This is a genomic window from Microbacterium marmarense, assembly GCF_037204165.1.
Classification (GTDB): domain Bacteria; phylum Actinomycetota; class Actinomycetes; order Actinomycetales; family Microbacteriaceae; genus Microbacterium; species Microbacterium marmarense.
The window spans coordinates 150390-174449 of record NZ_JBBDGL010000002.1 but is presented as its reverse complement, the minus strand read 5'-3'; the positions used below and the strand labels follow the sequence as shown (position 1 = coordinate 174449).

26 protein-coding genes are annotated in these 24060 nt (G+C 62.7%); 11 read left to right on the top strand and 15 right to left on the bottom strand.

Annotated elements, in window-relative coordinates; all coding sequences use genetic code 11:
- The first annotated feature begins 45 nt into the window (after nucleotides 1–45).
- Nucleotides 46–891: a Sir2 family NAD-dependent protein deacetylase gene (locus WDU96_RS07220; RefSeq protein ID WP_396668875.1), complete on the top strand. Its 846-nt coding sequence runs from the start codon at nucleotides 46–48 to the stop codon at nucleotides 889–891.
- A gap of 40 nt (nucleotides 892–931) precedes the next feature.
- On the top strand, nucleotides 932–1534 hold the full coding sequence (locus tag WDU96_RS07215; protein WP_337337828.1) for a histidine phosphatase family protein: 603 nt from the start codon (nucleotides 932–934) through the stop codon (nucleotides 1532–1534).
- 8 nt (nucleotides 1535–1542) lie between these two features.
- Here the strand turns inward: WDU96_RS07215 and WDU96_RS07210 are convergent, their stop codons facing one another.
- From WDU96_RS07210 to WDU96_RS07190, 5 genes are read right to left on the bottom strand one after another with little or no spacing between them, the layout of a single operon-like run.
- Entirely contained in the window at nucleotides 1543–2367 is an 825-nt protein-coding gene (locus WDU96_RS07210) for an HpcH/HpaI aldolase/citrate lyase family protein (protein WP_337337827.1), read from the bottom strand.
- Nucleotides 2364–2873 (bottom strand): MaoC family dehydratase, encoded by a 510-nt coding sequence (locus WDU96_RS07205; RefSeq protein WP_337337826.1) that lies wholly within the window; start codon nucleotides 2871–2873, stop codon nucleotides 2364–2366. The genes WDU96_RS07210 and WDU96_RS07205 overlap by 4 nt, the downstream gene beginning before the upstream one ends.
- Nucleotides 2874–2877: 4 nt before the next feature.
- Complete coding sequence (locus tag WDU96_RS07200; RefSeq protein ID WP_337337825.1) at nucleotides 2878–4029, bottom strand: acyl-CoA dehydrogenase family protein; 1152 nt, start codon at nucleotides 4027–4029, stop codon at nucleotides 2878–2880.
- Between the two features lie 13 nt (nucleotides 4030–4042).
- Entirely contained in the window at nucleotides 4043–6037 is a 1995-nt protein-coding gene (locus WDU96_RS07195) for an acetyl/propionyl/methylcrotonyl-CoA carboxylase subunit alpha (protein ID WP_337337824.1), read from the bottom strand.
- 2 nt (nucleotides 6038–6039) lie between these two features.
- Nucleotides 6040–7614, bottom strand: a complete 1575-nt coding sequence (locus tag WDU96_RS07190) for a carboxyl transferase domain-containing protein (protein WP_337337823.1) — start codon at nucleotides 7612–7614, stop codon at nucleotides 6040–6042.
- Between the two features lie 104 nt (nucleotides 7615–7718).
- On the opposite strand from WDU96_RS07190, the gene WDU96_RS07185 reads away from it, so the two are divergent.
- Nucleotides 7719–8315, top strand: coding sequence for an SACE_7040 family transcriptional regulator (locus tag WDU96_RS07185; RefSeq protein WP_337337822.1), 597 nt, complete (start codon nucleotides 7719–7721; stop codon nucleotides 8313–8315).
- Here WDU96_RS07185 and WDU96_RS07180 read toward each other — a convergent pair whose 3' ends face one another.
- The 3 genes from WDU96_RS07180 to pdhA are packed head-to-tail and all read right to left on the bottom strand — an operon-like array spanning nucleotide 8316 to nucleotide 11826.
- Nucleotides 8316–9698, bottom strand: coding sequence for a dihydrolipoamide acetyltransferase family protein (locus WDU96_RS07180; RefSeq protein ID WP_420063945.1), 1383 nt, complete (start codon nucleotides 9696–9698; stop codon nucleotides 8316–8318).
- Nucleotides 9695–10705 carry an alpha-ketoacid dehydrogenase subunit beta gene (locus WDU96_RS07175; protein WP_337337821.1) on the bottom strand — a complete coding sequence of 337 codons (1011 nt, stop codon included), beginning with the start codon at nucleotides 10703–10705 and terminating at the stop codon, nucleotides 9695–9697. Before WDU96_RS07175 ends, WDU96_RS07180 begins: the two co-directional genes overlap by 4 nt.
- On the bottom strand, nucleotides 10702–11826 hold the full coding sequence (pdhA, locus tag WDU96_RS07170) for a pyruvate dehydrogenase (acetyl-transferring) E1 component subunit alpha (protein WP_337337820.1): 1125 nt from the start codon (nucleotides 11824–11826) through the stop codon (nucleotides 10702–10704). The genes WDU96_RS07175 and pdhA overlap by 4 nt, the downstream gene beginning before the upstream one ends.
- A gap of 172 nt (nucleotides 11827–11998) precedes the next feature.
- Between pdhA and WDU96_RS07165 the strand changes: the two genes are divergently transcribed.
- Entirely contained in the window at nucleotides 11999–12472 is a 474-nt protein-coding gene (locus WDU96_RS07165) for an Lrp/AsnC family transcriptional regulator (RefSeq protein ID WP_337337819.1), read from the top strand.
- Here the strand turns inward: WDU96_RS07165 and WDU96_RS07160 are convergent.
- Nucleotides 12444–13451, bottom strand: coding sequence for an EamA family transporter (locus WDU96_RS07160; protein ID WP_337337818.1), 1008 nt, complete (start codon nucleotides 13449–13451; stop codon nucleotides 12444–12446). The genes WDU96_RS07165 and WDU96_RS07160 overlap by 29 nt on opposite strands.
- Nucleotides 13452–13525: 74 nt before the next feature.
- On the opposite strand from WDU96_RS07160, the gene WDU96_RS07155 reads away from it, so the two are divergent.
- The gene (locus tag WDU96_RS07155; protein ID WP_337337817.1) at nucleotides 13526–14080 is read left to right on the top strand and encodes a CGNR zinc finger domain-containing protein; all 555 of its coding nucleotides are present in this window, start codon (nucleotides 13526–13528) and stop codon (nucleotides 14078–14080) included.
- On the opposite strand, the gene WDU96_RS07150 is transcribed toward WDU96_RS07155, so the two are convergent.
- Nucleotides 14040–14939, bottom strand: coding sequence for an alpha/beta fold hydrolase (locus tag WDU96_RS07150; protein WP_337337816.1), 900 nt, complete (start codon nucleotides 14937–14939; stop codon nucleotides 14040–14042). The two genes, WDU96_RS07155 and WDU96_RS07150, sit on opposite strands and share 41 nt — an antisense overlap.
- A gap of 75 nt (nucleotides 14940–15014) precedes the next feature.
- Between WDU96_RS07150 and WDU96_RS07145 the strand changes: the two genes are divergently transcribed.
- On the top strand, nucleotides 15015–15746 hold the full coding sequence (locus WDU96_RS07145; protein ID WP_337337815.1) for a 3'-5' exonuclease: 732 nt from the start codon (nucleotides 15015–15017) through the stop codon (nucleotides 15744–15746).
- 74 nt (nucleotides 15747–15820) lie between these two features.
- Here WDU96_RS07145 and WDU96_RS07140 read toward each other — a convergent pair whose 3' ends face one another.
- The 3 genes from WDU96_RS07140 to glgA all read right to left on the bottom strand — a co-directional run bounded on the left by WDU96_RS07140 (nucleotide 15821) and on the right by glgA (nucleotide 18204).
- A complete protein-coding gene (locus WDU96_RS07140; protein ID WP_337337814.1) occupies nucleotides 15821–16069 on the bottom strand; it encodes a type B 50S ribosomal protein L31 in 249 nt (82 codons plus the stop codon).
- Between the two features lie 124 nt (nucleotides 16070–16193).
- On the bottom strand, nucleotides 16194–16979 hold the full coding sequence (locus WDU96_RS07135) for an ABC transporter ATP-binding protein (protein ID WP_337337813.1): 786 nt from the start codon (nucleotides 16977–16979) through the stop codon (nucleotides 16194–16196).
- A 10-nt stretch (nucleotides 16980–16989) separates the two neighbouring features.
- Nucleotides 16990–18204: a glycogen synthase gene (glgA, locus tag WDU96_RS07130; RefSeq protein WP_337337812.1), complete on the bottom strand. Its 1215-nt coding sequence runs from the start codon at nucleotides 18202–18204 to the stop codon at nucleotides 16990–16992.
- A gap of 47 nt (nucleotides 18205–18251) precedes the next feature.
- On the opposite strand from glgA, the gene WDU96_RS07125 reads away from it, so the two are divergent.
- Nucleotides 18252–19496, top strand: a complete 1245-nt coding sequence (locus WDU96_RS07125; RefSeq protein WP_337337811.1) for a glucose-1-phosphate adenylyltransferase — start codon at nucleotides 18252–18254, stop codon at nucleotides 19494–19496.
- Nucleotides 19497–19536: 40 nt separating this feature from the next.
- Nucleotides 19537–20178, top strand: a complete 642-nt coding sequence (serB, locus tag WDU96_RS07120; protein WP_337337810.1) for a phosphoserine phosphatase SerB — start codon at nucleotides 19537–19539, stop codon at nucleotides 20176–20178.
- On the opposite strand, the gene fabG is transcribed toward serB, so the two are convergent.
- Nucleotides 20175–20885, bottom strand: coding sequence for a 3-oxoacyl-ACP reductase FabG (fabG, locus tag WDU96_RS07115; protein WP_337337809.1), 711 nt, complete (start codon nucleotides 20883–20885; stop codon nucleotides 20175–20177). The two genes, serB and fabG, sit on opposite strands and share 4 nt — an antisense overlap.
- Nucleotides 20886–20972: 87 nt before the next feature.
- Between fabG and WDU96_RS07110 the strand changes: the two genes are divergently transcribed.
- Genes WDU96_RS07110 through WDU96_RS07100 form a run of 3 tightly spaced genes read left to right on the top strand, consistent with a single transcriptional unit; the run spans nucleotide 20973 to nucleotide 22461 of the window.
- Nucleotides 20973–21338, top strand: a complete 366-nt coding sequence (locus WDU96_RS07110) for a DUF3099 domain-containing protein (RefSeq protein WP_337337808.1) — start codon at nucleotides 20973–20975, stop codon at nucleotides 21336–21338.
- Nucleotides 21339–21340: 2 nt separating this feature from the next.
- Nucleotides 21341–21565, top strand: a complete 225-nt coding sequence (locus WDU96_RS07105) for a hypothetical protein (protein ID WP_420063944.1) — start codon at nucleotides 21341–21343, stop codon at nucleotides 21563–21565.
- A gap of 23 nt (nucleotides 21566–21588) precedes the next feature.
- Entirely contained in the window at nucleotides 21589–22461 is an 873-nt protein-coding gene (locus WDU96_RS07100; RefSeq protein ID WP_337338405.1) for an SURF1 family cytochrome oxidase biogenesis protein, read from the top strand.
- Here the strand turns inward: WDU96_RS07100 and WDU96_RS07095 are convergent, their stop codons facing one another.
- Nucleotides 22462–24060: an ABC-F family ATP-binding cassette domain-containing protein gene (locus WDU96_RS07095; RefSeq protein ID WP_337337807.1), complete on the bottom strand. Its 1599-nt coding sequence runs from the start codon at nucleotides 24058–24060 to the stop codon at nucleotides 22462–22464.

The following is a 24060-nucleotide window of genomic DNA, read 5'->3' as shown; positions in this document are numbered from 1 at the left end:
AAACCATCCGGCCTACACTCTTTTTGAAGGGGGTACGCCGTGACGATCGTCTCCGAGGTTGATGCAGAGCTTTCTCGCGGACTGGAACAGGCGGCAGCTGCGCTCCAGGGCCGACGAATCGCGGTGCTCACAGGCGCAGGAATCTCCACCGATTCCGGCATCCCTGACTACCGCGGCCAGGGCGCACCGACCCGAGCCCCGATGACCGCTGACCAGTACTTGTCAAACGAGTCTGCTCGTCGCCGCTATTGGGTGGGAAGCCATCTGGGCTGGCAGGCTTTCGCCTCAGCGGCGCCCAACGGCGGCCACCGTGCGCTGTCAGAGCTCGAATCGCGAGGTCTGGTGACGGGCGTGGTCACTCAGAACGTCGATGGTCTGCACGTCGGTGCGGGCAGTCGCAGGGTCGTCGAGCTTCACGGCACCATGCGTCGGGTGTTCTGCACGAAGTGCGGCCAGGTCTTTGACCGCCGCGATCTCGCAAGACGTGTCGAGGCAGACAATCCGTGGATCACCGTTCCCGAGAACGTTCCTCTCGGCCCTGACGGCGACGTACTTCCCGAATCGACGGCCGGTTTTGTCGTTCCCGAGTGCAGTGTCTGTCGAGGGATGCTGAAACCCGATGTGGTGTTCTTCGGTGAGTTCATCCCCGCCGAGAAGTTCCGTGAGGCTGAACAACTCGTGCACTCGAGTGACGCGCTGATCATTGCCGGGTCTTCACTCGTGGTCAACTCCGGCATCCGGCTGCTGGAACGAGCCAGACGTCGCAAACTGCCCATCATCATTGTCAATCGAGGGGCGACGCGAGGCGACGCTCGAGCCACCGTGAAGCTCAACGCTGGCACCACCGAAGTGCTGGCCGCGCTCGCGCAGCGGCTCAGCGTGCTGAGCTAGCTCCAGGCTTCTACCAGCGGCAGATCGGTAGGCTCGCCGGGTGACCGCATTGACTCTCATTCGCCACGGCGAAACAGACTGGAATCACGCTCGCCGCATTCAGGGCGCGACCGATATTCCGCTCAACGACACCGGGCGCGAGCAAGCGCGAGCGGCAGCCGCGCTGCTTCGCGAGCGGCGTGATCGTGAGCACCTCGTCGTGGTTTCAAGCGATCTGTCGCGTGCGCAAGAAACAGCCGAGATCATTGCGCGCGAGCTTGGTCTTCCGGCCCCGCGCACCTATCCAGGTTTGCGTGAGCGCTCCTATGGCGAGGCCGAGGGCGTCACCGATGAAGAGTTCAAAGAGCGTTGGGGCGCGAGCAACACCGCGGAGGTTCCCGGCGCCGAATCGCGCGACGCACTGCGCAATCGTGGCATCGCCGCGCTTGGAGAGGCAGTCCGCGACCTTCGCCGGAAGACAGCGCCGTCGCATGCATCACTCATCGTGGTCACCCATGGAGCCCTCATTCGAGAACTTCTCAATCACGCGAGCGCGGGCCAGCACCCGCCCATCGGCGTACGGCTCACAAACGGATCCGCACACGAGTTGCTCTACGAACGCGAGCGACTCAGCATGCTCACTGAAATCGCCGCCTCGGTGTAGTCGCAGCGCTACTCGCCTGCGCGACGCAGCACCGATCGCGCGTGCCTCAACACCGGCTCGTCGACCATGCGGCCGTTGAAGCGAAACACGCCGCGTTCGTCTTTCGCAGCCGAAAGCACGGCCCGAGCCCATCCGATCGTGCGCGCGTCGGGTCGATACGCTTCGCGGATGATGTCGGTCTGGCTCGGGTGAATGCAGGCGGTCGCAGTGAATCCGGATGCTGCCGCATCCCCCGCTTCGATTGCGAGTCCCTTCGTGTCAGCGATGTCGAGGTGCACCGCGTCGATGGCGGCTTTTCCTCGTGACCCTGCGGCGAGCAGAACCTGTGCACGTGCGACACGTGCGACGTCGCGGTATCGGCCGTTCGGCTTGCGTGACGATGTGCCGCCGAGGCTCGCGACCAGGTCTTCTGCTCCCCACATGAGCGCCGAGACGTTGTCGAGGGCCGCGATGCGTTCTGCGTTGACAATGCCCTTGGCGGTTTCGCAGAGTGCGATCACCTCGAAGCGCGAATCGATCTTGCCGATCTTCTTAGGGCCCTCCGCTTTCGCGACCATGATGCGACGAAAGTCTGTCTGCGACAGCGTTGACATGTCCGACACGTAGGCATCGGTGTCGATTGAGTTGACCCGCACGATCACTCGTTCCGGGTCAAGCTCGGCTTCAATCAGCGCACCGCGGGCGGCAGCTTTGGAAGCGGGCGACACCGCATCTTCGAGGTCGAGAATGACCGCGTCGGCACAAGCCGCCGCTTTGGCAAAGCGGTCTGGGCGATCAGCCGGGCAGAAAAGCAGGGCTGGACCCAGGTGAAACGGCGTGCGCACGGTGCTCATGATCCTTCTTTCGTCCCGCCCACGGGGGTGGCATCCGGTGCGGCATCCAACAGCCACATCAACGCCACACGGGTGGCGGTTGCCACGATGGTGTCGTCTTGGTTTCGGCCGGTGTGGCGCATGGTGACGATCCCCTGCCCCGGCCGAGATGCCGACAGCCGTTTGCCGACGATCTCGGTGTCGACGTAGAGAGTATCGCCGTGAAACAGCGGCGACGGAAAAGTGATGTCGTTCAATCCCAACTGCGCGACCAGCGTGCCCTGCGTGATCTGTGCCACGGAGGCGCCCACGAGCGTTGACAGCGTCCACATCGAGTTCATGAGGCGCTGGCCAAACGGCTGGGTTTCCGCGTACGCTGCGTCAAGATGCAGCGCCTGCGAGTTCATCGTCAACGACGAGAACAGCACGTTGTCAGCTTCTGTCGCCGTGCGCCCCGGTCGGTGCACAAACCGATCGCCAACCTCGAGTTCGTCGAAATACAGCCCGCGCTGCACGATGTCGGTCACGGTTTCACGCTACCCCGAGTGAGCGAGCAATCACGAGCAGTTGAACTTCGTTAGTACCTTCGCCGATCTCAAGAATCTTGGAGTCTCTGAAGTGGCGGGCCACCGGATACTCATTCATGAACCCGTTTCCACCGAAGATCTGCGTCGCATCACGCGCGTTGTCCATCGCCGCGTCACTTGCGGTCAACTTCGCGATGGCCGCTTCGGTCTTGAACGCCTTGCCAGCGTCACGCAGTCGCGCAGCGTGGTGCCAAGCCAGGCGAGCGTTGTGCACGCGCAATCTCATTCGCGCGAGCATGAACTGCACGCTCTGGCGCGTGGCGAGGGGTTCGCCAAACACCACACGTTTGTGCGCATAGTCGATCGCGGCTTCCAAGCACCCCTCGGCAGCGCCGGTAGCCAGTGCCGCGATCGCAACACGTCCTTCGTCAAGCGCGTAGAGAAAGTTGGCGAATCCGCGGCCTCGCTCCCCGAGCAGGTTGGCTTCGGGCACACGTGCGTCTTGAAACGAGAGCGGATGCGTGTCCGAGGCGTGCCAGCCGAGCTTGTCGTACGCAGGCTCTACGTTGAATCCAGCAGTGTCGTTGGGCACGATGATGGTCGAGATCTCTTTTCGCCCCTCGTGCTCACCCGTCACCGCAGTCACCGTGACGAATCGCGTGATATCGGTCCCCGAGTTGGTGATGAACTGCTTTGACCCGTTGATCACCCACTCACCGCCGTCGAGATGAGCCGTCGTGCGCGTTGCACCCGCATCGGAGCCCGCTTCAGGTTCGGTCAATCCGAAGCCAGCCAACGCGCGGCCAGCGAGCAGGTCGGGAAGGTACGTGCTCTTCTGCTCGTCGGTGCCGAATCGATAGAGCGGCATCGCTCCCAGACTGACTGAAGCTTCTAGCGTGATCGCCACCGACTGGTCAACTCGCGCGAGTGCCTCGATCGCGAGGCAGAGCGCGAAGTGATCCCCACCCTGGCCACCGACCTCTTCCGGAAACGGAAGACCGAACAGCCCCATCTCGCCCATCTGAGCGATGACATCGAGCGGCAGCGTATGCGTGCGATCCGCCTCGTACGCGACAGGTGCCACAACCTCTTCTGCGAATTCGCGCACCATCTGTGCGAGCTCGCGCTCTTCATCGGAAAGGGTGTAGTTGTCCATGCTTCTCCTCGGTTCAGGACTCGGCAGCGACGGCCTCGTGAGCCGTCGCTTCGGTTGGATTGGTTCGGTGAGATTCAGCGTTCGATGACTCGTCAACGCGCGCTAGAACCTGGTCGCGACGCACCTGGTCGCCGACCGCAGTGGTGAGGTGCACCACGCCGTCGTGCTCAGCCACGACCGGGTGCTCCATCTTCATCGCCTCGATCGTGAGCACCCGCTCTCCCGCCGCGATCTGATCACCGTCTGCGACGTGGACGGCGACGACGTTGCCAGGCATGGGCGCGCGAAGGTCGGGATTGGTCGCCGCGGCTGCGCGCGCCCGCCGACTCCGTTGCTGCGAGCTCGCCTCACGACGCGTCAGTGCACGCATCCGGTGCGTTTCGCCGTGCGCGTGAACCCATGACCACCCGTCGCGGTCAATGGCCATGGCCATGTGATCGCCTGTCGCGCTTGAGAGCGCGGGCACACGCACCGATGTGATCGTGCCGTCGGCCATCTCTACTGCAACCGTGCGCGGCACGGCGCTCGCGCTGCCCCTCCAGCCAGAACCGGAGCGCCACAGCTCACTCGCGGCGTTCGGAGTGCCCTGAGCGCTCGGGCGCGCGGCGCCGCGTGCTGCGACCGCCGCCACCAGTGCGGCGCCAGGCGCCTTCGCCTCGAACCGCGGCATCCGATCGATGAGTCCGGTATCCATCTCGCCCGATACCACGCCGGGTTCTGCGATCAGTGCTCGCAGAAAAGCAATGTTCGAGTCAACGCCGAGCAATACAGTCGCAGCGAGTGCCTCGTCAAGCTGTGTCAATGCGCTCGCTCGGTCAGGGGCGAATGCGATCACTTTCGCAATCATCGGGTCATAGTCGGCGGTGATTTCACTGCCCGCGTCAACCGCTGAGTCGGTGCGCACACCGTCGGCGGCACGCCACGCCAGCACTTCCCCGACTGCGGGCAAGAAGCCGCGCTCGGGTGATTCGGCGTATACCCGCGCCTCAATTGCGTGGCCGGTCATAGCCACATCCTGTTGTGCGATCGTGAGCGCCTGCCCCTCTGCGACGCGAATCTGCTGCTCGACCAGGTCGATGCCCGTGACTGCTTCGGTCACGGGGTGCTCAACCTGCAGCCTCGTGTTCATCTCGATGAAGAAGAAGTCGTCGGGATGCTGCGCGGCAACCAAGAACTCCACCGTGCCAGCGCCCACGTAGCCGACGCTCGCCGCCGCCGCACAGGCCGCGGCCCCCAGTCGTTCGCGAGTCGCCGCATTCACCGCGGTCGACGGCGACTCCTCGATCACCTTCTGATGCCGGCGTTGCAGGGTGCATTCGCGCTCGCCGAGATGAATCACGTTGCCATGCTCGTCGGCCAGCACCTGCACTTCAATGTGGCGAGGTTGTTCGATGAGGCGCTCAAACAGCAGTGTGTCGTCGCCGAATGCCGCGGCGGCAACTCGTCGGGCTGCCGCCAACGCCTCATCGAGTTCGCTTGCGTGACGCACGACCTGCATTCCTTTGCCGCCGCCACCCGCAGAGGGCTTGACCAGCAGCGGATAGCCGGTTTCGCCAGCCTGACGGGCAATGGACTCATCGCTCAGACCAGCAGCGCTGAATCCCGGCACGATCGGCACTCCGTGCGCGCTCACCTGCTCTTTCGATCGAATCTTGTCGCCCATGACTTCGAGGGCGTGCTCCCTCGGTCCGATGAACACGATGTTGCTCTCGGCGCACGCGCGCGCAAAGGCAACGTTCTCGGAGAGAAACCCGTAGCCGGGATGAATGGCCTGCGCGCCGCTGGCGCGAGCCGCCTGCAGCACCGCGTCGATGTTCAGATACGACTCGGATGCTGCAGCCGCGCCAATGCGCACGGCGACGTCGGCTTCACTCACATGCGGCGCGTGCGCGTCGGCATCGCTGTAAACAGCGACCGAACGGATGTCGAGCGCTCGCAGCGTGCGAATCACGCGTCGCGCGATTTCGCCACGGTTGGCAACGAGCACAGTGTCAAAGGAAGTCATCATGATCACATTCGGAAGACGCCAAAGCGTGGTTCGGGCAACGGCGTTCTGGCGACAACGTCTAGTGCGAGGCCGAGCATGTCGCGTGTGTGCATGGGGTCGATCACACCGTCGTCCCAGAGTCGCGCCGTCGCATAGTAGGGGCTGCCCTGTTCTTCGTAGCCGGCACGAATGGGTGCCTCGAAGGCTGCCTGCTCGTCACTCGACCAGTGCTCGCCCCGCGCCTCGATTTGGTCTCGTTTCACCGTCGAGAGCACGGAGGCTGCTTGGTTTCCGCCCATCACCGAGATGCGACTCCCTGGCCACGTCCACAAGAATCTCGGCGAGTACGCGCGCCCGCACATCGAATAGTTGCCTGCGCCGAACGAGCCCCCGATCACCACGGTGAGCTTGGGCACCCGGGTCGTCGCGACGGCGGTGACCATCTTCGCGCCGTCTTTTGCTATGCCCCCGGCTTCGGCATCGCTGCCCACCATGAAGCCCGAGATGTTCTGCAAGAAGAGCAATGCGATGCCGCGCTGATCGCACAATTCGATGAAGTGAGCACCCTTCTGAGCGGACTCGCTGAAGAGCACACCGTTGTTGGCGATAATGCCCACAGGATGACCGTGAATATGCGAGAAGCCGGTGACAAGTGTGTCACCGTACTCCTTCTTGAACTCGTGAAAGTCGCTGCCGTCGACGAGTCGTCTGATCACCTCGTGCACGTCATACGGCTGGTTCACGTCAACAGGCACGACGTCGTACAGATCGCTCGTTGCGACGGCGGGCTCACGAGGTGTCGCGACCGCCCAGGCAGGCGATGCAGGTGGCGGCAACGTCGCAACGATGTCGCGCACGATCTCGAGCGCGTGTTCGTCGTCGTCAGCCAAGTGATCGACCACTCCTGAGCGCTTTGCGTGCATCGCTCCGCCGCCGAGCTCTTCTGCGGTGACGATCTCGCCGATGGCAGCCTTTACGAGCGGAGGTCCGCCGAGAAAGATCGTGCCCTGATCGCGCACGATCACCGTTTCGTCGCTCATCGCCGGCACGTACGCGCCACCTGCTGTGCACGAGCCCATCACAGCGGCGATCTGAGCGATGCCAGCGGCGGACAATCGGGCTTGGTTGTAGAAGATGCGCCCGAAATGATCGCGGTCGGGAAACACCTCGTCTTGCAGGGGAAGGAACGCGCCGCCGGAATCGACCAGATAGAGGCACGGCAGCCGATTCTCTAGCGCTATCTCTTGGGCTCGGAGGTGCTTTTTCACCGTCATCGGAAAGTACGTGCCACCCTTGACGGTGGCATCGTTGCAGACCACCATGACGTGTCGGCCATGCACCAGTCCGATGCCTGCGATGACGCCAGCTGCTGGTGCTTCTCCCCCGTAGAGGCCTTCGGCGGCGAGAGGTGCGATCTCAATGAACGGACTGCCTTCATCGAGCAGGCGATTCACTCGATCTCGGGGCAACAGCTTGCCTCGGGCAGTGTGCCGTTGCCGAGATGATTCCGGGCCTCCTAGCGCGGCGGCTTCGAGTCGCTCGCGCAGCTGTTCAGCAAGCTGCGCCTGGCTGTCGGCCGCATTGCTCGACACGCTCATGTCATCTCCATCGACGTCACAATCCGATTACGCCCGTTGTCGGCGCACACCGGTATTGGTTAGTGTTCATTAACCGGACTCCAGGTTAGCGAGGATTAACTGAGATGACAAGTGGTGTCACCGACCGCGATCGAGCAAAGGCCGATCGTTATTCGGCCATCCTTCGCGAAGCCGCTCGACTGTTCGCAGAACGTGGATTCGGCGGTGTGAGCCTCGAAGATCTCGGCGGCGCCGTCGGCATCAGCGGCCCCGCGCTTTATCGGCACTTCGCCAACAAGCAAGCGCTCCTAGGAGCGATCCTGATCGGTGTGAGCGAACGCCTGTTGGCTGGCGGCCTCGCGGTATCGCAAGACGAGACCACACCCGAGACGCAGCTTCACTCGCTCATCGCTTTTCACGTCGACTTCGCTCTCAACGATGCCGACGTCATTCGCGTTCACGACCGCGATCTTGCCAGTCTCACCGACGGCGACCAACGCACCGTTCGTCGACTGCAGCGCGAGTACGTGCAGGTCTGGGTCGAGATTCTCTCGACGCTGCACCCCCAACGCGACGGCGATGATCTGCGCGTGCGCGCCCATGCCTGTTTTGGCCTCATCAACTCCACCCCGCACGCACTGCGCGGTGCGCGCGCTGAGCCAAACTCCGTCGACGTGCGGCGCACACTCGAATCAATGGCGTACGCCGCACTCGCGGTGTGATCAGCGGAGCAGCATCGCGCGTCCTGGCATCTCGAGCACACCCCCGACGTCCCGCAGAAACTTCGCTCCCTGCTCGCCATCGACGAGTCGGTGATCAAAGCTCAACGACAGGGTCATCACGTCGCGCAACGCAATCTCACCGCGGTGCTCCCACGGCTGACGCCGCACCGCGCCGAGAGCCAGAATTGCGGCTTCTCCTGGATTGATGATCGGAGTGCCGGCGTCGACGCCAAACACACCGACGTTCGTGATCGAGAAGGTGCCACCCGACATGTCGGCCGGAGCGGTCTTTCCCGACCGTGCAACATCGGCAAGCGCCGCAATCGCATCAGCCAGCTCCGCGAGAGTCATCTGATCAGCATCACGAATGTTCGGCACGACCAGGCCACGTCCAGTAGCAGCGGCGATGCCAAGATTCACATACTGAAACTCGATGATCTCGTTGGCCGAGTCATCCCATCTCGAATTCAATGACGGATGCTGCCCAAGTGCGACGCACACGGCCTTGGCGGCGACCGCAAGAATTCCGATGCGGTGGTCCACGAGCGATCTGTCGCTCTTGAACGACGCGAGCATCTCGCTCGTGGCGGTGACATCGACGGTAAGGAACGTCGTCACATGTGGGGCGGTGAATGCGCTCGCCACCATCGCAGCCGCCGTGTGCTTGCGCACCCCGCGGATAGGTGAGCGCGTGGCCCGTTCCGTCGCGGACGACGTTTCGGGAACAGTGACCGCGTCCTCTGCGGCATCGGCAGTCAAGCCCATCCGTTCGGCATAGGCTTCGACGTCATCGCGACTGATGATCTCAGATGCGCCTGCAGCATCAACCAGTGCTAGATCAACACCCAGGCGTCGCGCCAACGCCCGCACCGGAGGCGTTGATCGCGGCCGCTCATGAGCGGGAGCAGTTACCGCGGGAGTATGAATAGCGTCGTGTGGCGCCGCTTCGAGCACGGCGGTGTCTGCAGAGGCTGCTCCACTCGACACGGTGCGACGAGCGCGTCGCCGGGGTCGCTCTGAGCTCCTCGCCGCAGCGCCATAGCCGACAAGATTCGGCAGAGCCGCCGCATCCACCGCCCCACGGTGGCTGGCAGAATCTGCCGCCGCAGACTCGGTCTCGGCATCAGTCTGCGTGGCGGGCTCTGCGTTTGTCTCAATGGAGATGACAGGACTGCCCACCGCGATCACGTCACCGGCGGCCGCGTGAAGCGCCCCGACTCGTCCCGCGAAGGGCGAGGGCAACTCGACGATCGCTTTCGCCGTCTCGACTTCGGCCAGCGTCTGATTCAAGGCGATCTCGTCGCCTTCAGCCACATGCCACTGCACGAGTTCCGCTTCGGGAAGACCTTCGCCTAGATCAGGCAATCGGAATACCTCGGTCACAATTCCACCCCCGTCAGGCTGTTAGGACGATCAAGCGCGCGGTCGACGCCATCAAGGATGCGATCGATGTCAGGAACGTGCAGTCGCTCCAGCTTGGCTGGGGGGTAGGGAATGTCGTGACCTGTCACTCGAACCGGCGACGACTCCAGGTAGTTGAAGCAGCGCTCAGTGATGCTCGCGACGATCTCAGCGCCGACGCCAGCCTCGCGGGCTGCTTCGTGCGTCACCACTACGCGGCCGGTCTTGCGCACGGATGCGGTGACGGTGCGATAGTCGACCGGCGAGAGCGAACGAAGATCAATGACCTCGATAGACACACCATCGTCTTCGGCCGCTGTGGCCGCATCCAGCGCCGTTTCTACTTGAGCGCCATATGTGACGACGGTAACGTCGCTTCCCACTCTGGCCACCCTCGCAAGCCCCATTGGCGCCGCGTCGTCGAGTTGGCCATCGAGGTCTACCTCTCCCTTGGAGTGATAGAGACGCTTCGGCTCGAAGAACACCACCGGGTCATCACTGGCGATCGCCTGCCGCAGGCACGTATAGGCGTCTTGAGGGTTCGAGACAGCAACAACGCGAAGGCCAGAAGTGTGCACGAAGTACGCCTCGGGCGACTCAGAGTGAAACTCCGCGGCCCCGACGCCCCCGGCCCAGGGAATGCGAATGGTGATCGGCATCTTCACATTGCCTCGGGTGCGGTAGTGCTGCTTGGCCACCTGGCAGACGATCTGGTCGAACGCGGGGTACACGAACCCGTCGAACTGAATCTCTACAACGGGGCGATAGCCGCGAAATGCGAGTCCCACCGCAGTGCCCATAATTGCCGCTTCCGCGAGCGGGGTGTCGATAACGCGTTGGGGGCCGAATTCGGTTTGAAGCGAATCTGTTACCCGGAAGACCCCGCCCAATCTGCCGATGTCTTCGCCCATCAGCACAACTTTCGGGTCGTCCGCCAACGAGCGTCGCAGTCCTTCATTGATGGCCTTCGCCATGGTGAGAGTGCTCATCGCTGCTGCTCCTGTTCGTCGAAGCCGTCGAGGTACGACGCAAACCAGGCACGTTGTTCGTCCAGTCCGCTGTGAGGCTCGTCGTAGACGTGATCGAAGACGCCAATCGGGGCTCTGCGCGGCGCGCCGAGCGTTGCTTCTCGTACTTCTCGGGCGAGAGCATCGGCCTGATCTTTGACCTCAGAGACAAAGCCAGCGTCGATCACGTCTTCAGCGCGCAGAAATGTCTCGAAGCGCGTCAGCGGATCCCTGCTGCGCCAGAGGTCGACTTCATCGCGCGTTCTATACCGCGTGGGGTCATCCGAGGTGGTGTGCGGCCCCATCCGGTATGTGACGGCCTCAATGTACGAGGGACCAGCTCCCGAACGTGCGCGCTCAAGGGCCCACTTCATGGCCGCGAAGCATGCGAGCACGTCATTGCCATCAACGCGCATGCTGGGAATGCCGAACCCCGGGGCTCGGCCCGCGAGCGGGAACTTCGACTGGAGCGATACGGGTTCAGAGATCGCCCACTGGTTGTTGCTGCACACGAACACCACGGGTGCTTCGAACGACGCGGCGAACACCAATGCCTCGTTGGCGTCGCCCTGGCTCGTTGCGCCGTCACCGAAGTACGCCACGGCTGCTTGATCGGTGCCATCGCGCTGGATGCCCATGGCGTAGCCCACCGCATGAAGCGTCTGAGCGCCGATGATGATCTGGGGTGTCGCGACGTTGAGGTCGTAGGGGTTGTAGGCGGAGTGCTCTTCACCGCGCCACGACAGCACGAAGTCAGCGGCTCGTGCGCCGCGCGAAACGATGACCCCTAGTTCGCGGTAGCTGCCGAAGGCGAAGTCGTCGGCATTCATCGCGTGTGCGGTGCCGATCTGGACTGCTTCTTGTCCCTGGCACGGCGCCCAGAGCCCCAGCTGCCCCTGCCGCTGCAGTGCCACGCCCTCGGTGTCGATTCGACGCGTGAGCACCATGTCGCGATACATCCCCCGCAGCACGTCGGCTGGCAGCTTCGCCGCCCAGGGCTCGAGGATGGGATCGTGCACTCGTGAACCATCGGGTGCGAGCAGGCGCAGCACGCGCTCTGTGTCGTCTGCGGTATCGGGGTCTGTCGTTTGGGTGTACGTCATCGTCATCCCTCCTCTTACGGTTGCCCTCGTGAGGCCACCGTGTCGTAGGCGTATCGGCGGCGTTGCCGATATCCCTGACCCTACGTGGATGACGCACCTCGCTCAAGCAACTCATTCAACACTGAGCATGTTGCCAATCAGGCCCGATATGCGCATGCTAATCTTGCGCACTATGGGGAATCTCGATCGCGTAGACCTGGAACTTCTGAAGGCACTGTCAGCCGATCCGCGTGCGACAGTCGTGGCACTGTCCGACCGGCTAGGGCTTTCACGCAACACAGTCCAGGCGCGCATGGCGCGTCTGGAACAGTCAGGCGCCCTGCTTTCGTACGAGCGCTCAATATCTACGCGGGCTCTGGGATTTCCTATCGATGCCTTTATCAGCGTGACAGTGCGCCAAGCCGATCTTCCCCGCATCGCCGCGGAACTCGAGCGTATTCCCGAGATTGTGCAGGCGCACGGGTTGTCTGGTCAGGTCGACCTGCTTGCGCGGGTCGCGTGCAGAGACACGCAACACTTGTTCGACACAGACGCGCGCATCCTCGGGATCGAGGGCGTTGAGCGCACCGAAACCTCACTGGTGATGGGCGAAGTGATCCAGCATCGGGTCGCTCCGCTTATGGAGCTGGCACAGCAGGAAGCGTAGGGCTCTCTGGCCCGCCGCCTGTTGGCCGGGTCGCGTCAGCATCCAACCTCACCAGCACCACACCCAGAAGTATCAGGCCTCCACCCACGAACTGCACCGGTGCGGGCGCTTCACCCAGCAGCAACCACGCGAAGCCGAGCGCGAACAGCACCTCAGACAGGCCCACGAACGACGCAACGCGCGATCCGATACGCGGCACCGCACAGACCCCAAGCGCATACCCCAAAGTCGTCGAGATGCACGCCACGATCACGAGCGGCACAAACCACGCAACCGTCACGCCCGCTAGTTCGACCGATACGGCGGGGGCATGAAACGGCAGCACTCCGCTGACGCCGAGAAACAGTATCGACACCGCGCCGAAGAGCAGTCCGCCTGATGCCAGCGCGAGCGGCGGCAGATCGGGGCCCGCCTTCTCTGAGATCACGAAGTACGCGCACATGCATACCGCGGCTCCGAGCGCCATCAGGGTGCCCAGCGCATCGAACTGCGCGCCTGCAATGTTGACGACAAGCACGAGGCCGACCAGCGCCACCCCCGATCCAACCATCACCAGTCTTGAGGGGGCCCGACGAGTGCTCCACCAGACGAAGCCCACCAAGATCACGGGCGCGAGATATTGAATGAGCAGCGCTACCGCGACCGGCATCCGCTGCATCGCGGCGAAGAACAGCAATTGGCAGCCTGTCACCGCGGTGAGGCCGAACGCGGCGATAAGGAATCCGTGGCGACGCAGAAAGTGACGCTGTCGCGTGACTGCAACGACGAGGGCAGGCGCAAGGATCAGGCCGGCGAGCCCCATGCGCACCGAGAGCCCGGCGCTCAGGGACCACCCCGCTTCGAACAGCGGCTTCATGACCGGTCCACTCGCTGAGAACGCGAGGGCCGAGATCACCGCCATTCCTAGGCCGAGCGCACGGTGATTGCCCGTTGCGATGGTCGATGCGATTACGGGAATCGGCGCGGTTGGAGCGGTCATGGCGACATCCGTTGGTCAGGAGCGAAATGTAGGTACAGTGGTGACAGTACTGCTCGACAATGTCAGGAGTCAAGATGGTATTTATTCATGACACGAAACGCACGCTGATGATGGCCGTCGACCTGGTCAACACGCTGCCGGGCTTCGACCGCGACGACATGTTCACGACGACGAATGACCTCGAATCTTTCCTTGAACAACACCCCTACACCGGGCATATTGAGTACACAGACACGACCGTCGATAGCATCCGCGATGTGCGCTCCCGCCTGCGTGCGCTGTGGAACACCGACCGCGATGGCGGAGTCGAGCTGATCAATCAGATGCTCGCCGATGGAAACGCGCTGCCGCGCCTGGTCAGACACGAGGGATACGACTGGCACATCCACGCGACGTCAGACGACGCCCCTCTCGCGAGGAGGATGCTCGTAGAGTCGGCGATGGCGTTCGTCGACGTCATACGATCCGACGAGTACTCACGCGTGCGCGTCTGCGACGCCGACGACTGCGATGCTGTCTATATCGACTACTCGAAGAATCAGTCGAAGCGCTACTGCGATACCGGCAACTGCGGCAATCGCATGAACGTCATTGCGTACCGGGCACGGAAGGCCCAAGAAAACGCGTGATTGCGTCGGCTGCTTCTGCGGGGGTCTCGTAGTGAATAAGGTGACCCACATCGTCGATCTCGACGAGCTCACTGTCAGCGAACAGCGTGGCGAGATGCCGCTCTGCTTCGATTGGGGTGATGTCATCGCGCACGGCTGCCACGAGCAGTGTGGGCTGCTTGATCGCCGGTGCGCTCGCTCGCACATCGTTTGACACCGACGCGACAAAAGCTTGGTGCAGCACATCGCGATCACCGAACCGCGAAAAGTATGCGTCGTGCTGGGCGTGAATGAATCGTCGCAGCTCTTTGTTGCTGGTCTTCGCCATAGATACGCTCATCACCCGCACGATGATGCCGTTGCGCAGCAGTGCGTCGCCGAGAGGGCGCGGCAGCTTCGCACCCGCCCAGTAGTAAAAGACAGCCATTCGGGTCAGGATCCCTCGCGGGCCTTCGAGCGCCGGAGCACCGATAGGGTTCACCAGCACGAGGCGAGGCGTATCCAGCCCTTTCGCCACTGCGTCGGCAGCGACGATCGAGCCGAAGGAGTGACCGAGGATCACGGCGCCCGGGGCCACCGATGCCGCGAACTCGGTGAGCCACGCAGAATAGGTCGACAGGTCGTGGGTGCGACCCGTCAGCGCCGCCGTTTCACCGAATCCGGGCAGGTCGGGCGAGATGATGCGTGTTCCCGGCAGGTGCGCGATCACGGGCTCCAGTCCATGATGCTCTCCCCGGAAGCCGTGCACCACGATAATGGTGGTCTCGGCCTGATCGGGGCCGTATACCCAGTAGGCCGTGTCGCCGCCGAGAACGGAGACCTCGTGTCGACGTACCGGCACTTCACTTAGTCGACTCGAGTAGGGATTTGCTGAGGTCACCGTCTGAGTCTACGAGTGCTCGTCGCCGCGGTGCGCCTGGCTGTCACTGTCGGAGCTCGCCCATATCGTAAGGTCATGCAGTCGTGTCAGCCCGAGCAGCTTGCGCTTTTCGACGTTCCGGAGTGGGCACATGTCGTCGGTGTCTTCGATCTTGAAACAACCGGCATCGATGTTTCGACTGATCGCATCGTCACTGCTCACGTCGGACTGCTCGACGCGACCGGAAGAGTCGTGCGCGCCCGCGATTGGCTGGCAGATCCCGGTATCGAGATTCCTGAGGGGGCAGCCGCTATCCACGGAATCAGCACCCAACACGCGCGTGATGAGGGTTGCCCAGCACCCCAGGTCGTCGCCGAGGTCGTCCAGGAGCTGCGCACCCTGCTTGACGCCGGCATTCCCGTCGTCGCGTACAACGCGCCCTACGATTTCTCGCTGTTGAAGTTCGAAGCACAGCGCCACGGCGTCGAGCCGATCACCGACCCCTCCCCTGTGATCGATCCGTTGGTGGTCGACAAAGCCTTCGATCGATACCGACGCGGCAAGCGCACCCTAGAGGTGGTCGCACAGCACTACGCCGTCCGTCTGGATGGCGCTCACAACGCATCGGCAGATGCCATCGCAGCGGGACGCGTCGCTCAGGCAATTGCCGGGCGTTTCGCGTCGCAGCTGCCGGGCACCCTCGCGGAACTGCACACACAGCAGGTCGGCTGGGCACGTTCTCAGGCACTGAGCTTGACGGAGTACTTCATCAAAATCGGCCGCATCGAGCCTGACGCCACCGTCGATGGCGCTTGGCCGATTCGCTAACACGCGGCTGCGACTGTCGTGTCACGCGCACGAAAAAGGCCCCGCACACTGCGGGGCCTTTTTCGTGTGGCAGATTACTTGCCGAAGTTCTTGAAGCGCTGGTTGAACTTCTCGACGCGACCGGCCGAGTCCATGATGCGCTGCTTGCCCGTGTAGAACGGGTGCGAAGCCGACGAGATTTCAACGTCGATGACCGGGTACTCGACGCCGTCGAGGTCGATGGTCTTGTCGCTGGTCACCGTCGAGCGGGTAAGGAACGTATCGCCGGTACCGAGGTCGCGAAAAACGATGTCCTGGTAAACGGGGTGGATGTCGGTCTGCATGAGAAGTCCTTTGAGAAGGGGGGCCCTGGATTTTGCCAGTGCGGTCAAAGTCTGGGGTGCGGGCGCACCAAAGAGCAATCCTACCAGGCCTGCGGCCCGTCATGGAACCTGAGGCTCAGCAAGCCTACAGAGCAGCTCGTGCGGCGTAGCGCCCGTCTGATTCGGTGAGCAGAATGTCGACACCGAAAGTCTCGCTCAGCGAAGCCGCCGTGAGGTTCTCTTTGAGCGGTCCCGCCGCGACGGAATTGCCATCACGCAGCAGCAGAACATGAGTGAAACCCACCGGAATCTCTTCAACGTGGTGGGTGACCATCACCATGGCCGGCGTGGTCGGCGCGGTCGCGTACCCGCTCAGCAATCCGAGAAGTTCCTCGCGTGCGCCCAGGTCGAGGCTCGCCGAAGGTTCATCGAGAAGCAGCAGTTCAGGGTCGGTCATGATCGCTCGTGCAATCTGCACTCGCTTCTGCTCGCCATCACTCAGCGTTCCGAAATGACGATCCGCGAGGTGGTCGAGCTTCCACTCGGCAAGAACACGAAGCGCCCGTCGTTCATCGATGTCTTCGTAATCTTCGCGCCAGCGACCGAGCACCGAGAACGCGGCGGTGAGCACCACGTTCAGCACGGTTTCGTCGACCGGGATTCGGCGGGCCATCGCGCTCGACGCGAACCCGATTCGTGGCCGCAGTTCGAACACGTCGGTTCGCCCGAGCTGCTCACCGAGAATCGTCACTGTTCCCGAAGTCGGGTGCAGCATCGTGTCTGCAAGCTGCAGAGCGGTGGTCTTTCCCGCACCGTTCGGGCCGAGAATCACCCAGCGCTCATCGTCATTGACCGACCAATCGAGGTGGTCGATGATCTCCCGGGTATTTCGGCGAACGACAACGTCAGAAAACTGAAGGACCTGCGGCATGTGATCCAGCCTATCGGCCGCTTGCGCGGACCTCGGCGTAAAGCGCCGACGTCTGTTCGGCAATCTTTGCCCAGCTGAAACTCTCAGTGGCACGCGCCCGTCCCGCCGCGCCGTATTGCGCCGCTTTGTGCACGTCGCTGACAACCTCCGTCAGCACCCGAGCAAGGTCTGCTACGAAGCCGTCGGGGTCAATGGGCGTCCCAGTGCCGTCCTGCACTTGTTCGATCGGCACGAGGCGACCTGTCACACCGTCGACGACAACCTCGGGGATACCGCCGGTTGCGGTGCCGACGACTGCCGCTCCGCAGGCCATAGCCTCAAGATTTACGATTCCCAGCGGTTCGTACACCGAGGGGCATACAAACGTTGTGGCAGCGGTGAGAATGGCACTGAGTTCGTGGCGCGGCAAGAGTCGGTCGATCCATATGACACCGTCTCGACTGGCTTGCAAGCCGCGCACGAGTTCTTCCACCTCGGCCATGATCTGCGGGGTGTCGGGAGCACCGGCGCACAAGACCAACTGCACCTCGGGCGGGAGCAACTCAGCCGCGCGCAGCAGGTAGGGAAGTCCCTTCTGTCGCGTGATGCGACCCACAAACACCACAGAGGGTTTGGTCGGATCGATGCCCTCGCTTGCCAAGAAGGCAGCGTTCTCAGTGGGGTGCCACGCCTCAACGTCAATGCCGTTGTAGATAACTCGCACACGGGCCGGGTCGAGATCGGGATAGCTGCGCAAGATGTCGTTGCGCATTCCATCGCTCACGGCGATGACAGCTGACGCGCTCTCGTAGGCAGTCTTCTCAATCCAGCTCGAGACGGCGTAGCCCCCGCCCAGTTGCTCGGCTTTCCACGGGCGAAGCGGCTCGAGCGAGTGCGCACTGACCACGTGGGGAATACCGTGAAGCATTGACGCCAGGTGTCCTGCGAAGTTGGCGTACCAAGTGTGACTGTGCACCACATCGGCGCCAGCAACCTGTTCGACGATCTCCAGGTCGGTTCCCATCGTCTGAACGGCCGCATTCGCAGCGGTGAGACCAGCAGGCACCGAATAGGACTTGGTGCCGCTCTCGTCGCGTTCAGCACCGAACGCGTGCACCCGCACATCGAGGTTCGCCTCAGATTCCGCAGACCCATCTCGCAGGGCACGCACGAGCTCTGCGACGTGCACTCCTGCCCCTCCATAGATCTCGGGGGGGTATTCCTTGGTGATTATGTCGACGCGCATGTGACGAACGCTAGTACACCCGGTCCAACAGGTTCTATGGTTGTGGCATGCAACCTGCACCGAAGGTCTTCGGAATCATCCTCGCTGGCGGCGAGGGCAAGCGCCTCATGCCACTGACGGCAGACCGTGCAAAGCCTGCTGTTCCGTTTGGCGGGCAGTACCGGTTGATCGACTTCGCTATTTCGAATCTGATCAACTCCGGCTTGCAGCAGATCGTCGTTTTGACGCAGTACAAGTCGCACAGTCTCGACCGGCATATCTCTCAAACCTGGCGAATGTCGGCTTTGCTCGATTCGTACGTGGCCTCTGTTCCCGCGCAGCAGCGCCTCGGCAAGCGCTGGTTCACCGGCTCAGCCGATGCGATCCTGCAGAGCTTGAATCTCATCAACGACGAGAAGCCCGACATCGTGATCGTGGTCGGCGCAGACCACGTGTACCGCATGGACTTTCAGCAGATGCTCGCCGCGCACATCGAGTCGGGCGCGCGCGCGACCGTGGCCGGAATTCGTCAACCGATCGGACTGGCGAACCAGTTCGGCGTCATCGACGTCGACAAGGCGGATCCCACTCGTATCAAGCAGTTCCTCGAGAAGCCAGAAAACCCTGAGGGGCTGGTCGATTCGCCGCACGAAGTGCTCGCGTCGATGGGCAACTACATCTTCGACACCGACGCCCTCATCGAAGCGGTTGAGGCAGATGGTGAGCTTCCCACGTCTAACCACGACATGGGCGGTGACATCATGCCCTACTTCGTCGAGCGCGGCGAGGCGGGCGTTTATGACATGAAGCGCAACGACGTTCCGGGATCGACCGACCGCGACCGCTACTACTGGCGTGACGTCGGAACGATCGACTCTTTCTACGACGCACATCGCGATCTCATCTCGACCTTGCCGATATTCAATCTCTACAACATGCTGTGGCCCATCCACTCCCAAGCGGTGAACTCCCCTCCCGCGAAGTTCGTGCGCGACGATGTTCATCGCATTGGCAACGCGATTGATTCGATCGTGTCACTGGGGTCGGTGCTCTCGGGTGCTCACCTGGAACTCAGCGTCGTGGGTCCTTGGACGCTCGCGGCTGGCGGGTCGACAATCACCCAATCCGTGCTCTTCGATTCGGTACGCGTCGGCGCCGGCGCACGAATACATCGCGCCATTCTCGACAAGAATGTAGTGCTCGCCGACGGCGCTACCGTGGGCGTCGACCGCACACGCGACCTTGAGCGGGGCTTTACGATCACCGAGTCAGGGATCACCGTGGTGGGCAAGGGCATCCACGTCGAACGCTGACGTGTGCACACAGCCGCGCGGCTCGCACTAGCGTGGAAGGATGCCCGCCCTTGCTTCACGCTTCCTCGTCGTGCTCGACGCAGATTCAACCCTCATTCGCAACGAAGTCATCGAGCTGATCGCTGACGAAGCAGGACGAGGACCAGAGGTCGCAGCAGCCACCGAGGCCGCGATGCGCGGCGAGGTCGACTTCGCCGCGAGCCTTCGATCGCGCGTGGCTGCGCTGGCTGGGGTTCAGGTGTCATCGTTCGAACGCGTACTTTCGCGCATCGAGCCGACGCCCGGCGTCGAAGAGCTCATCAGCGCCGTGCACGCACGCGGCGGCGTCGTGGGCGTGGTTTCGGGCGGTTTCCACGAGATTCTCGACACCATTGCGCCGGCTCTCGGCGTCGACATCTGGCGAGCGAATCGCCTCGCTGTCAGCGATGGCGTGTTGACAGGTGCCGTCGACGGCGCGATCGTCGATGCGCAGGCGAAAGCCGACACCCTGATCGAATGGGCCGCGCATGCGGGGGTGCCACGTCAACTCACCTTTGCCATCGGCGATGGTGCCAACGACCTGGTCATGATGCAGGCCGCTGCACTGGGCATCGCGTTCAACGCCAAGCCAGCCGTGCGGGCAAAAGCCGACCTGGTGGTCGGGGCGGTAGATTTGAGCGAGGTTATCGCGCTGCTGCCCTAGTGGCCCATGCCCAGTCCACCGTCGACGGGAATAACCGCACCTGAGATGTAGGCGGCATCATCTGAGGCCATCCACACCACTGCACCAGCAACCTCATCGGGCGTCGCGAAACGGCCCGCCGGAATCGTCTTCTTGTACTGGGCTTGGGTCTCTTCCGGCAGAGCGGCCGTCATATCCGTTTCGATGAATCCCGGGGCGATGACGTTTGCGGTAATCCCCCTGCCGCCGAGTTCGCGAGTGAGTGAGCGTGCGAAGCCGACGAGGGCACTCTTCGAAGCGGAATAGTTGATCTGACCGGCTGAGCCGTATAGACCGACGACACTCGATATGAGGATCACTCGGCCCCAGCGGGCGCGCAGCATGCCCTTCGATGCGCGCTTCACAACCCGAAATGTGCCACCGAGGTTCGTGGCGACGACGCTGTCGAAGTCGTCTTCGTTCATGCGCAGAAGGAGCATGTCTTTGGTGACACCCGCGTTGGCAACGACGATCTCGACGGGACCGAGCTTGGATTCCACTTCAGTGAACGCCGCGTCGACCGCGGCAGCATCCGTCACATCCGCGCGCACAGTGAGCGTTCCCTCGGGGCCCTCACCCGATCGAGCAGTGACGGCCACCCTGTAGCCCGCTGCGACGAACCTCTCGGCGATGGCTCTGCCGATTCCGCGGTTTCCACCGGTAACAACGACGACGCGATCAGCGGACATGGTGGCACTCCCAGGGTTGCGAACGGAACTGCCCCAGCCTACCTGCGACCGCCAGTCGGCCCATTCGCGGCGTAGGCTGGAGGCACCGTGAAGAGACCACATCAGCCACAATCTGCGACCTCGCTGCCGCGCGCTCCGCGCGACGATGCAAGCGCGCGTTCGCGGCGCTATCTGATCATGATGGCCATCCGCATGGTGTGTTTCCTGTTGATGGTTCTCATCACTCCCTACGGCTGGCAGACCTGGCTGTTCGGCATAGCGGCGATTTTGCTGCCATACATTGCAGTGGTCAATGCGAACAACTCTGAAGATCTGGGCAGCAGTGCGCAGAATCCCGAGCGTGCACTTCCGTCGACTGCTACCGCCCCGAAGCCGGCACCAGCCGATTCGACCGTGATTCGAATTGAAGAGAACAAGTCTCCTGGTCGCTCTGAGCCCGGGGGCGATGGATAGTGATGGAGATGGATGCTGAGCGAGCGGTGTGCTCGCGGGCTGGCTGCCGCGCCGCGGCGAAGTGGCGCGTGGATTGGCGAAATCCTCGAATTCACGCCGCTGATCGCGTGAAGACCTGGGTCGCCTGCGATGAGCACCGGGGTTTTCTGCGCGACTACCTCGCAGCCCGAGACTTTCCTGTGTCGGTCCATCCGCTGGATGCTGCAGCCACGGAGACGACCAAGTGAGTCGGTCGCGCAACGGGGTGAGCATGCAGAACCTGCCGCGTGCGGGCCGGTGGACGATCTACATCGCTATCGCAATCGTGTTCGCGATCGCGTGCGGATTCTTGTCGTACTGGCAGTTCACGCGAAACGAGAGTCGTGCGGAACAGCTTGCGCTCGTCGAGCAGAACTACGATGCTGCGCCGGTCGCACTGGCCGAGTTGATTCCAGCGGGCAGCGTTTTGCTCGCCGAAGACGAATGGCGGCCTGTCGAGCTGGTGGGGCAGTATCTTTCTGACGACGAACTGCTCGTGCGCAATCGCCCGCACGGTGGAACCGCAGCCTTCGAAGTTCTCGTTCCGTTCGAAACGAACGATGGCAGAGTGATTCTCATCGACCGCGGCTGGGTTGCGCCCGGCGAAGACCAACCAGATCCAGACGTCGTGCCCGCTACACCCACCGGCGAGGTGACTGTCGTTGCGCGCTTGCGCCCCAGCGAAGCGCTCCCCTCATCTGGGCGCTCCGCACCTGAGGGGCAGGTGCCCACCATCAACGTGCCCCTGGTCGCTGCCACCATTGCGGCCGACGCGGGAGCCATGATGGACCGCAGCGTGTACGGCCTGATGTCGTCTGAGGATCCGGCCATGGCAACAACGCCCGCAGCGCTGGACAAACCCTCAGAAGATCCGGGACCGCACCTGTCGTACGCGATTCAGTGGATCTTGTTCGCGGTCATGGGCTTCGTCTTCATTGGCTACGTTATTCGCACCGAGCGTCAGTACCGGCGCGAGGATGAGGAGGACGAAGCAGATAGTTCGGGCGATACGTCGAAATCTGCCACTCCCCGACCTTCCCGCAGGCGCGATCGCGACTCAGACGACGAAGATGCCCTGATCGATGCGATCGGCTACCGGCCCTGACTACGCGAGCGTGATCAGGTCGATGTAGTCGCGACCCCACAGATCTTCGACGCCGTCGGGCAGGATCAGCACCCGCTCGGGGTTGAGGGCCGAAACGGCACCCTCATCGTGCGACACGAGCACCACCGCACCCTCGTAGTGCGCGAGTGCTCCGAGAATCTCTTCGCGCGACGCCGGATCGAGGTTGTTCGTCGGTTCGTCAAGCAGCAGCATGTTCGCGCTTGAAACGACCAGCGTCGCCAACGACAGTCGTGTCTTCTCGCCACCAGAAAGCACGCCCGCGGGCTTGAGCACATCATCGCCCGTGAACAGGAATGAGCCGAGCACCTTGCGCGCTTCGGTGGCATTGATGTCAGGAGCGGCAGACATCATGTTCTCAAGCACTGAGCGATTGACGTCGAGGTTCTCGTGCTCCTGTGCGTAGTAGCCGATCTTGAGTCCGTGACCGGGCTCGAGCTGACCGGTATCGGGCTGATCGACGCCAGCGAGAATTCGCAACAGGGTGGTCTTTCCCGCACCGTTCAGCCCTAGAATGACAACTTTGGAGCCACGGTCGATCGCGAGATCGACATCGGTGAAGATTTCGAGCGAGCCGTAGGATTTTGACAGCCCCGTCGCCATGAGCGGCGTCTTTCCGCATGCAGCGGGCTTCGGAAAGCGGAGCTTGGCGACGCGCTCTTCTTGGCGAACATCGTCAAGGCCCGACAGCATCTTCTCCGCACGCGCGACCATCTGGTGCGCGGAGGCGGCTTTAGATGCTTTTGCGCCGAAGCGTGCCGCCTGCATCTGCAGTTGGGTGGCCTTCTTCTCTACGTTGACTCGCTCTTTCTTGCGGCGCTCTTCGTCAGCCACACGCTGGCGCAGATAGTTCTTCCAGTTCATGTTGTAGACATCGATGACCTGGCGATTGGCGTCAAGGTAGAAGACACGGTTGACTGTCTCGCCGACAAGCTCGACATCGTGGCTGATCACGATCAGTCCGCCCTTGTAGCCCTTCAAGAACTCGCGCAGCCACACGACGCTGTCGGCGTCGAGGTGGTTGGTGGGCTCATCCAGGATCATCGAGTCCGCGTCCGAGAAAAGGATTCGCGCAAGCTCGATACGGCGACGCTGACCGCCCGAAAGCGTTTTCAGCTGTTGGTCGAGACTTCGATCGGGGAGCGAGAGGTTGTGCGCGATCGATGCGGCTTCGGCTTCGGCAGCGTAGCCGCCCTGTGCCTCGAAGCGCTCGGTGAGGTTGCTGTACTTGCGCATCGCGCGCGCGGCCACCTCGGGATCAGCATCCCCCATCGCCAACGAAGCTTCGTGCATACCCAGAGAAAGCGTGCCAAGGCCGCGAGCATCGAGGATTCTCGTACGCGCCAGCATTTCAGGGTCGCCGGTGCGAGGGTCTTGGGGCAGGTAGCCGAGCTCTCCGGAGGTGTCGACGCGTCCATCTGCCGGAATCAGGTCTCCGGCCAACACTTTCGTCAGCGTGGTCTTGCCCGCACCGTTTCGTCCGACGAGCCCTACCTTGTCGCCGTTCGAGACGCGGAACGAGACGTCCGACATCAGTATGCGCGCGCCTACGCGGATTTCGAGGTCGTGCACGGAGAGCAC

What these genes read in the sequence shown, in the direction of transcription:
- WDU96_RS07125 (WP_337337811.1), top strand. Translation starts at nt 18,252, where the DNA reads ATGCAACCTGCACCGAAGGTCTTCGGAATCATCCTCGCTGGCGGCGAG.
- WDU96_RS07145 (WP_337337815.1), top strand. Translation starts at nt 15,015, where the DNA reads ATGCAGTCGTGTCAGCCCGAGCAGCTTGCGCTTTTCGACGTTCCGGAG.
- WDU96_RS07105 (WP_420063944.1), top strand. Translation starts at nt 21,341, where the DNA reads ATGGAGATGGATGCTGAGCGAGCGGTGTGCTCGCGGGCTGGCTGCCGC.
- WDU96_RS07185 (WP_337337822.1), top strand. Translation starts at nt 7,719, where the DNA reads ATGACAAGTGGTGTCACCGACCGCGATCGAGCAAAGGCCGATCGTTAT.
- WDU96_RS07140 (WP_337337814.1), bottom strand. Translation starts at nt 16,069, where the DNA reads ATGCAGACCGACATCCACCCCGTTTACCAGGACATCGTTTTTCGCGAC.
- pdhA (WP_337337820.1), bottom strand. Translation starts at nt 11,826, where the DNA reads ATGACGTACACCCAAACGACAGACCCCGATACCGCAGACGACACAGAG.
- WDU96_RS07165 (WP_337337819.1), top strand. Translation starts at nt 11,999, where the DNA reads ATGGGGAATCTCGATCGCGTAGACCTGGAACTTCTGAAGGCACTGTCA.
- WDU96_RS07200 (WP_337337825.1), bottom strand. Translation starts at nt 4,029, where the DNA reads ATGGACAACTACACCCTTTCCGATGAAGAGCGCGAGCTCGCACAGATG.
- WDU96_RS07155 (WP_337337817.1), top strand. Translation starts at nt 13,526, where the DNA reads ATGGTATTTATTCATGACACGAAACGCACGCTGATGATGGCCGTCGAC.
- WDU96_RS07175 (WP_337337821.1), bottom strand. Translation starts at nt 10,705, where the DNA reads ATGAGCACTCTCACCATGGCGAAGGCCATCAATGAAGGACTGCGACGC.
- WDU96_RS07210 (WP_337337827.1), bottom strand. Translation starts at nt 2,367, where the DNA reads ATGAGCACCGTGCGCACGCCGTTTCACCTGGGTCCAGCCCTGCTTTTC.
- WDU96_RS07100 (WP_337338405.1), top strand. Translation starts at nt 21,589, where the DNA reads ATGCAGAACCTGCCGCGTGCGGGCCGGTGGACGATCTACATCGCTATC.
- WDU96_RS07195 (WP_337337824.1), bottom strand. Translation starts at nt 6,037, where the DNA reads ATGATGACTTCCTTTGACACTGTGCTCGTTGCCAACCGTGGCGAAATC.
- fabG (WP_337337809.1), bottom strand. Translation starts at nt 20,885, where the DNA reads ATGTCCGCTGATCGCGTCGTCGTTGTTACCGGTGGAAACCGCGGAATC.
- WDU96_RS07135 (WP_337337813.1), bottom strand. Translation starts at nt 16,979, where the DNA reads ATGCCGCAGGTCCTTCAGTTTTCTGACGTTGTCGTTCGCCGAAATACC.
- WDU96_RS07160 (WP_337337818.1), bottom strand. Translation starts at nt 13,451, where the DNA reads ATGACCGCTCCAACCGCGCCGATTCCCGTAATCGCATCGACCATCGCA.
- WDU96_RS07190 (WP_337337823.1), bottom strand. Translation starts at nt 7,614, where the DNA reads ATGAGCGTGTCGAGCAATGCGGCCGACAGCCAGGCGCAGCTTGCTGAA.
- glgA (WP_337337812.1), bottom strand. Translation starts at nt 18,204, where the DNA reads ATGCGCGTCGACATAATCACCAAGGAATACCCCCCCGAGATCTATGGA.
- serB (WP_337337810.1), top strand. Translation starts at nt 19,537, where the DNA reads ATGCCCGCCCTTGCTTCACGCTTCCTCGTCGTGCTCGACGCAGATTCA.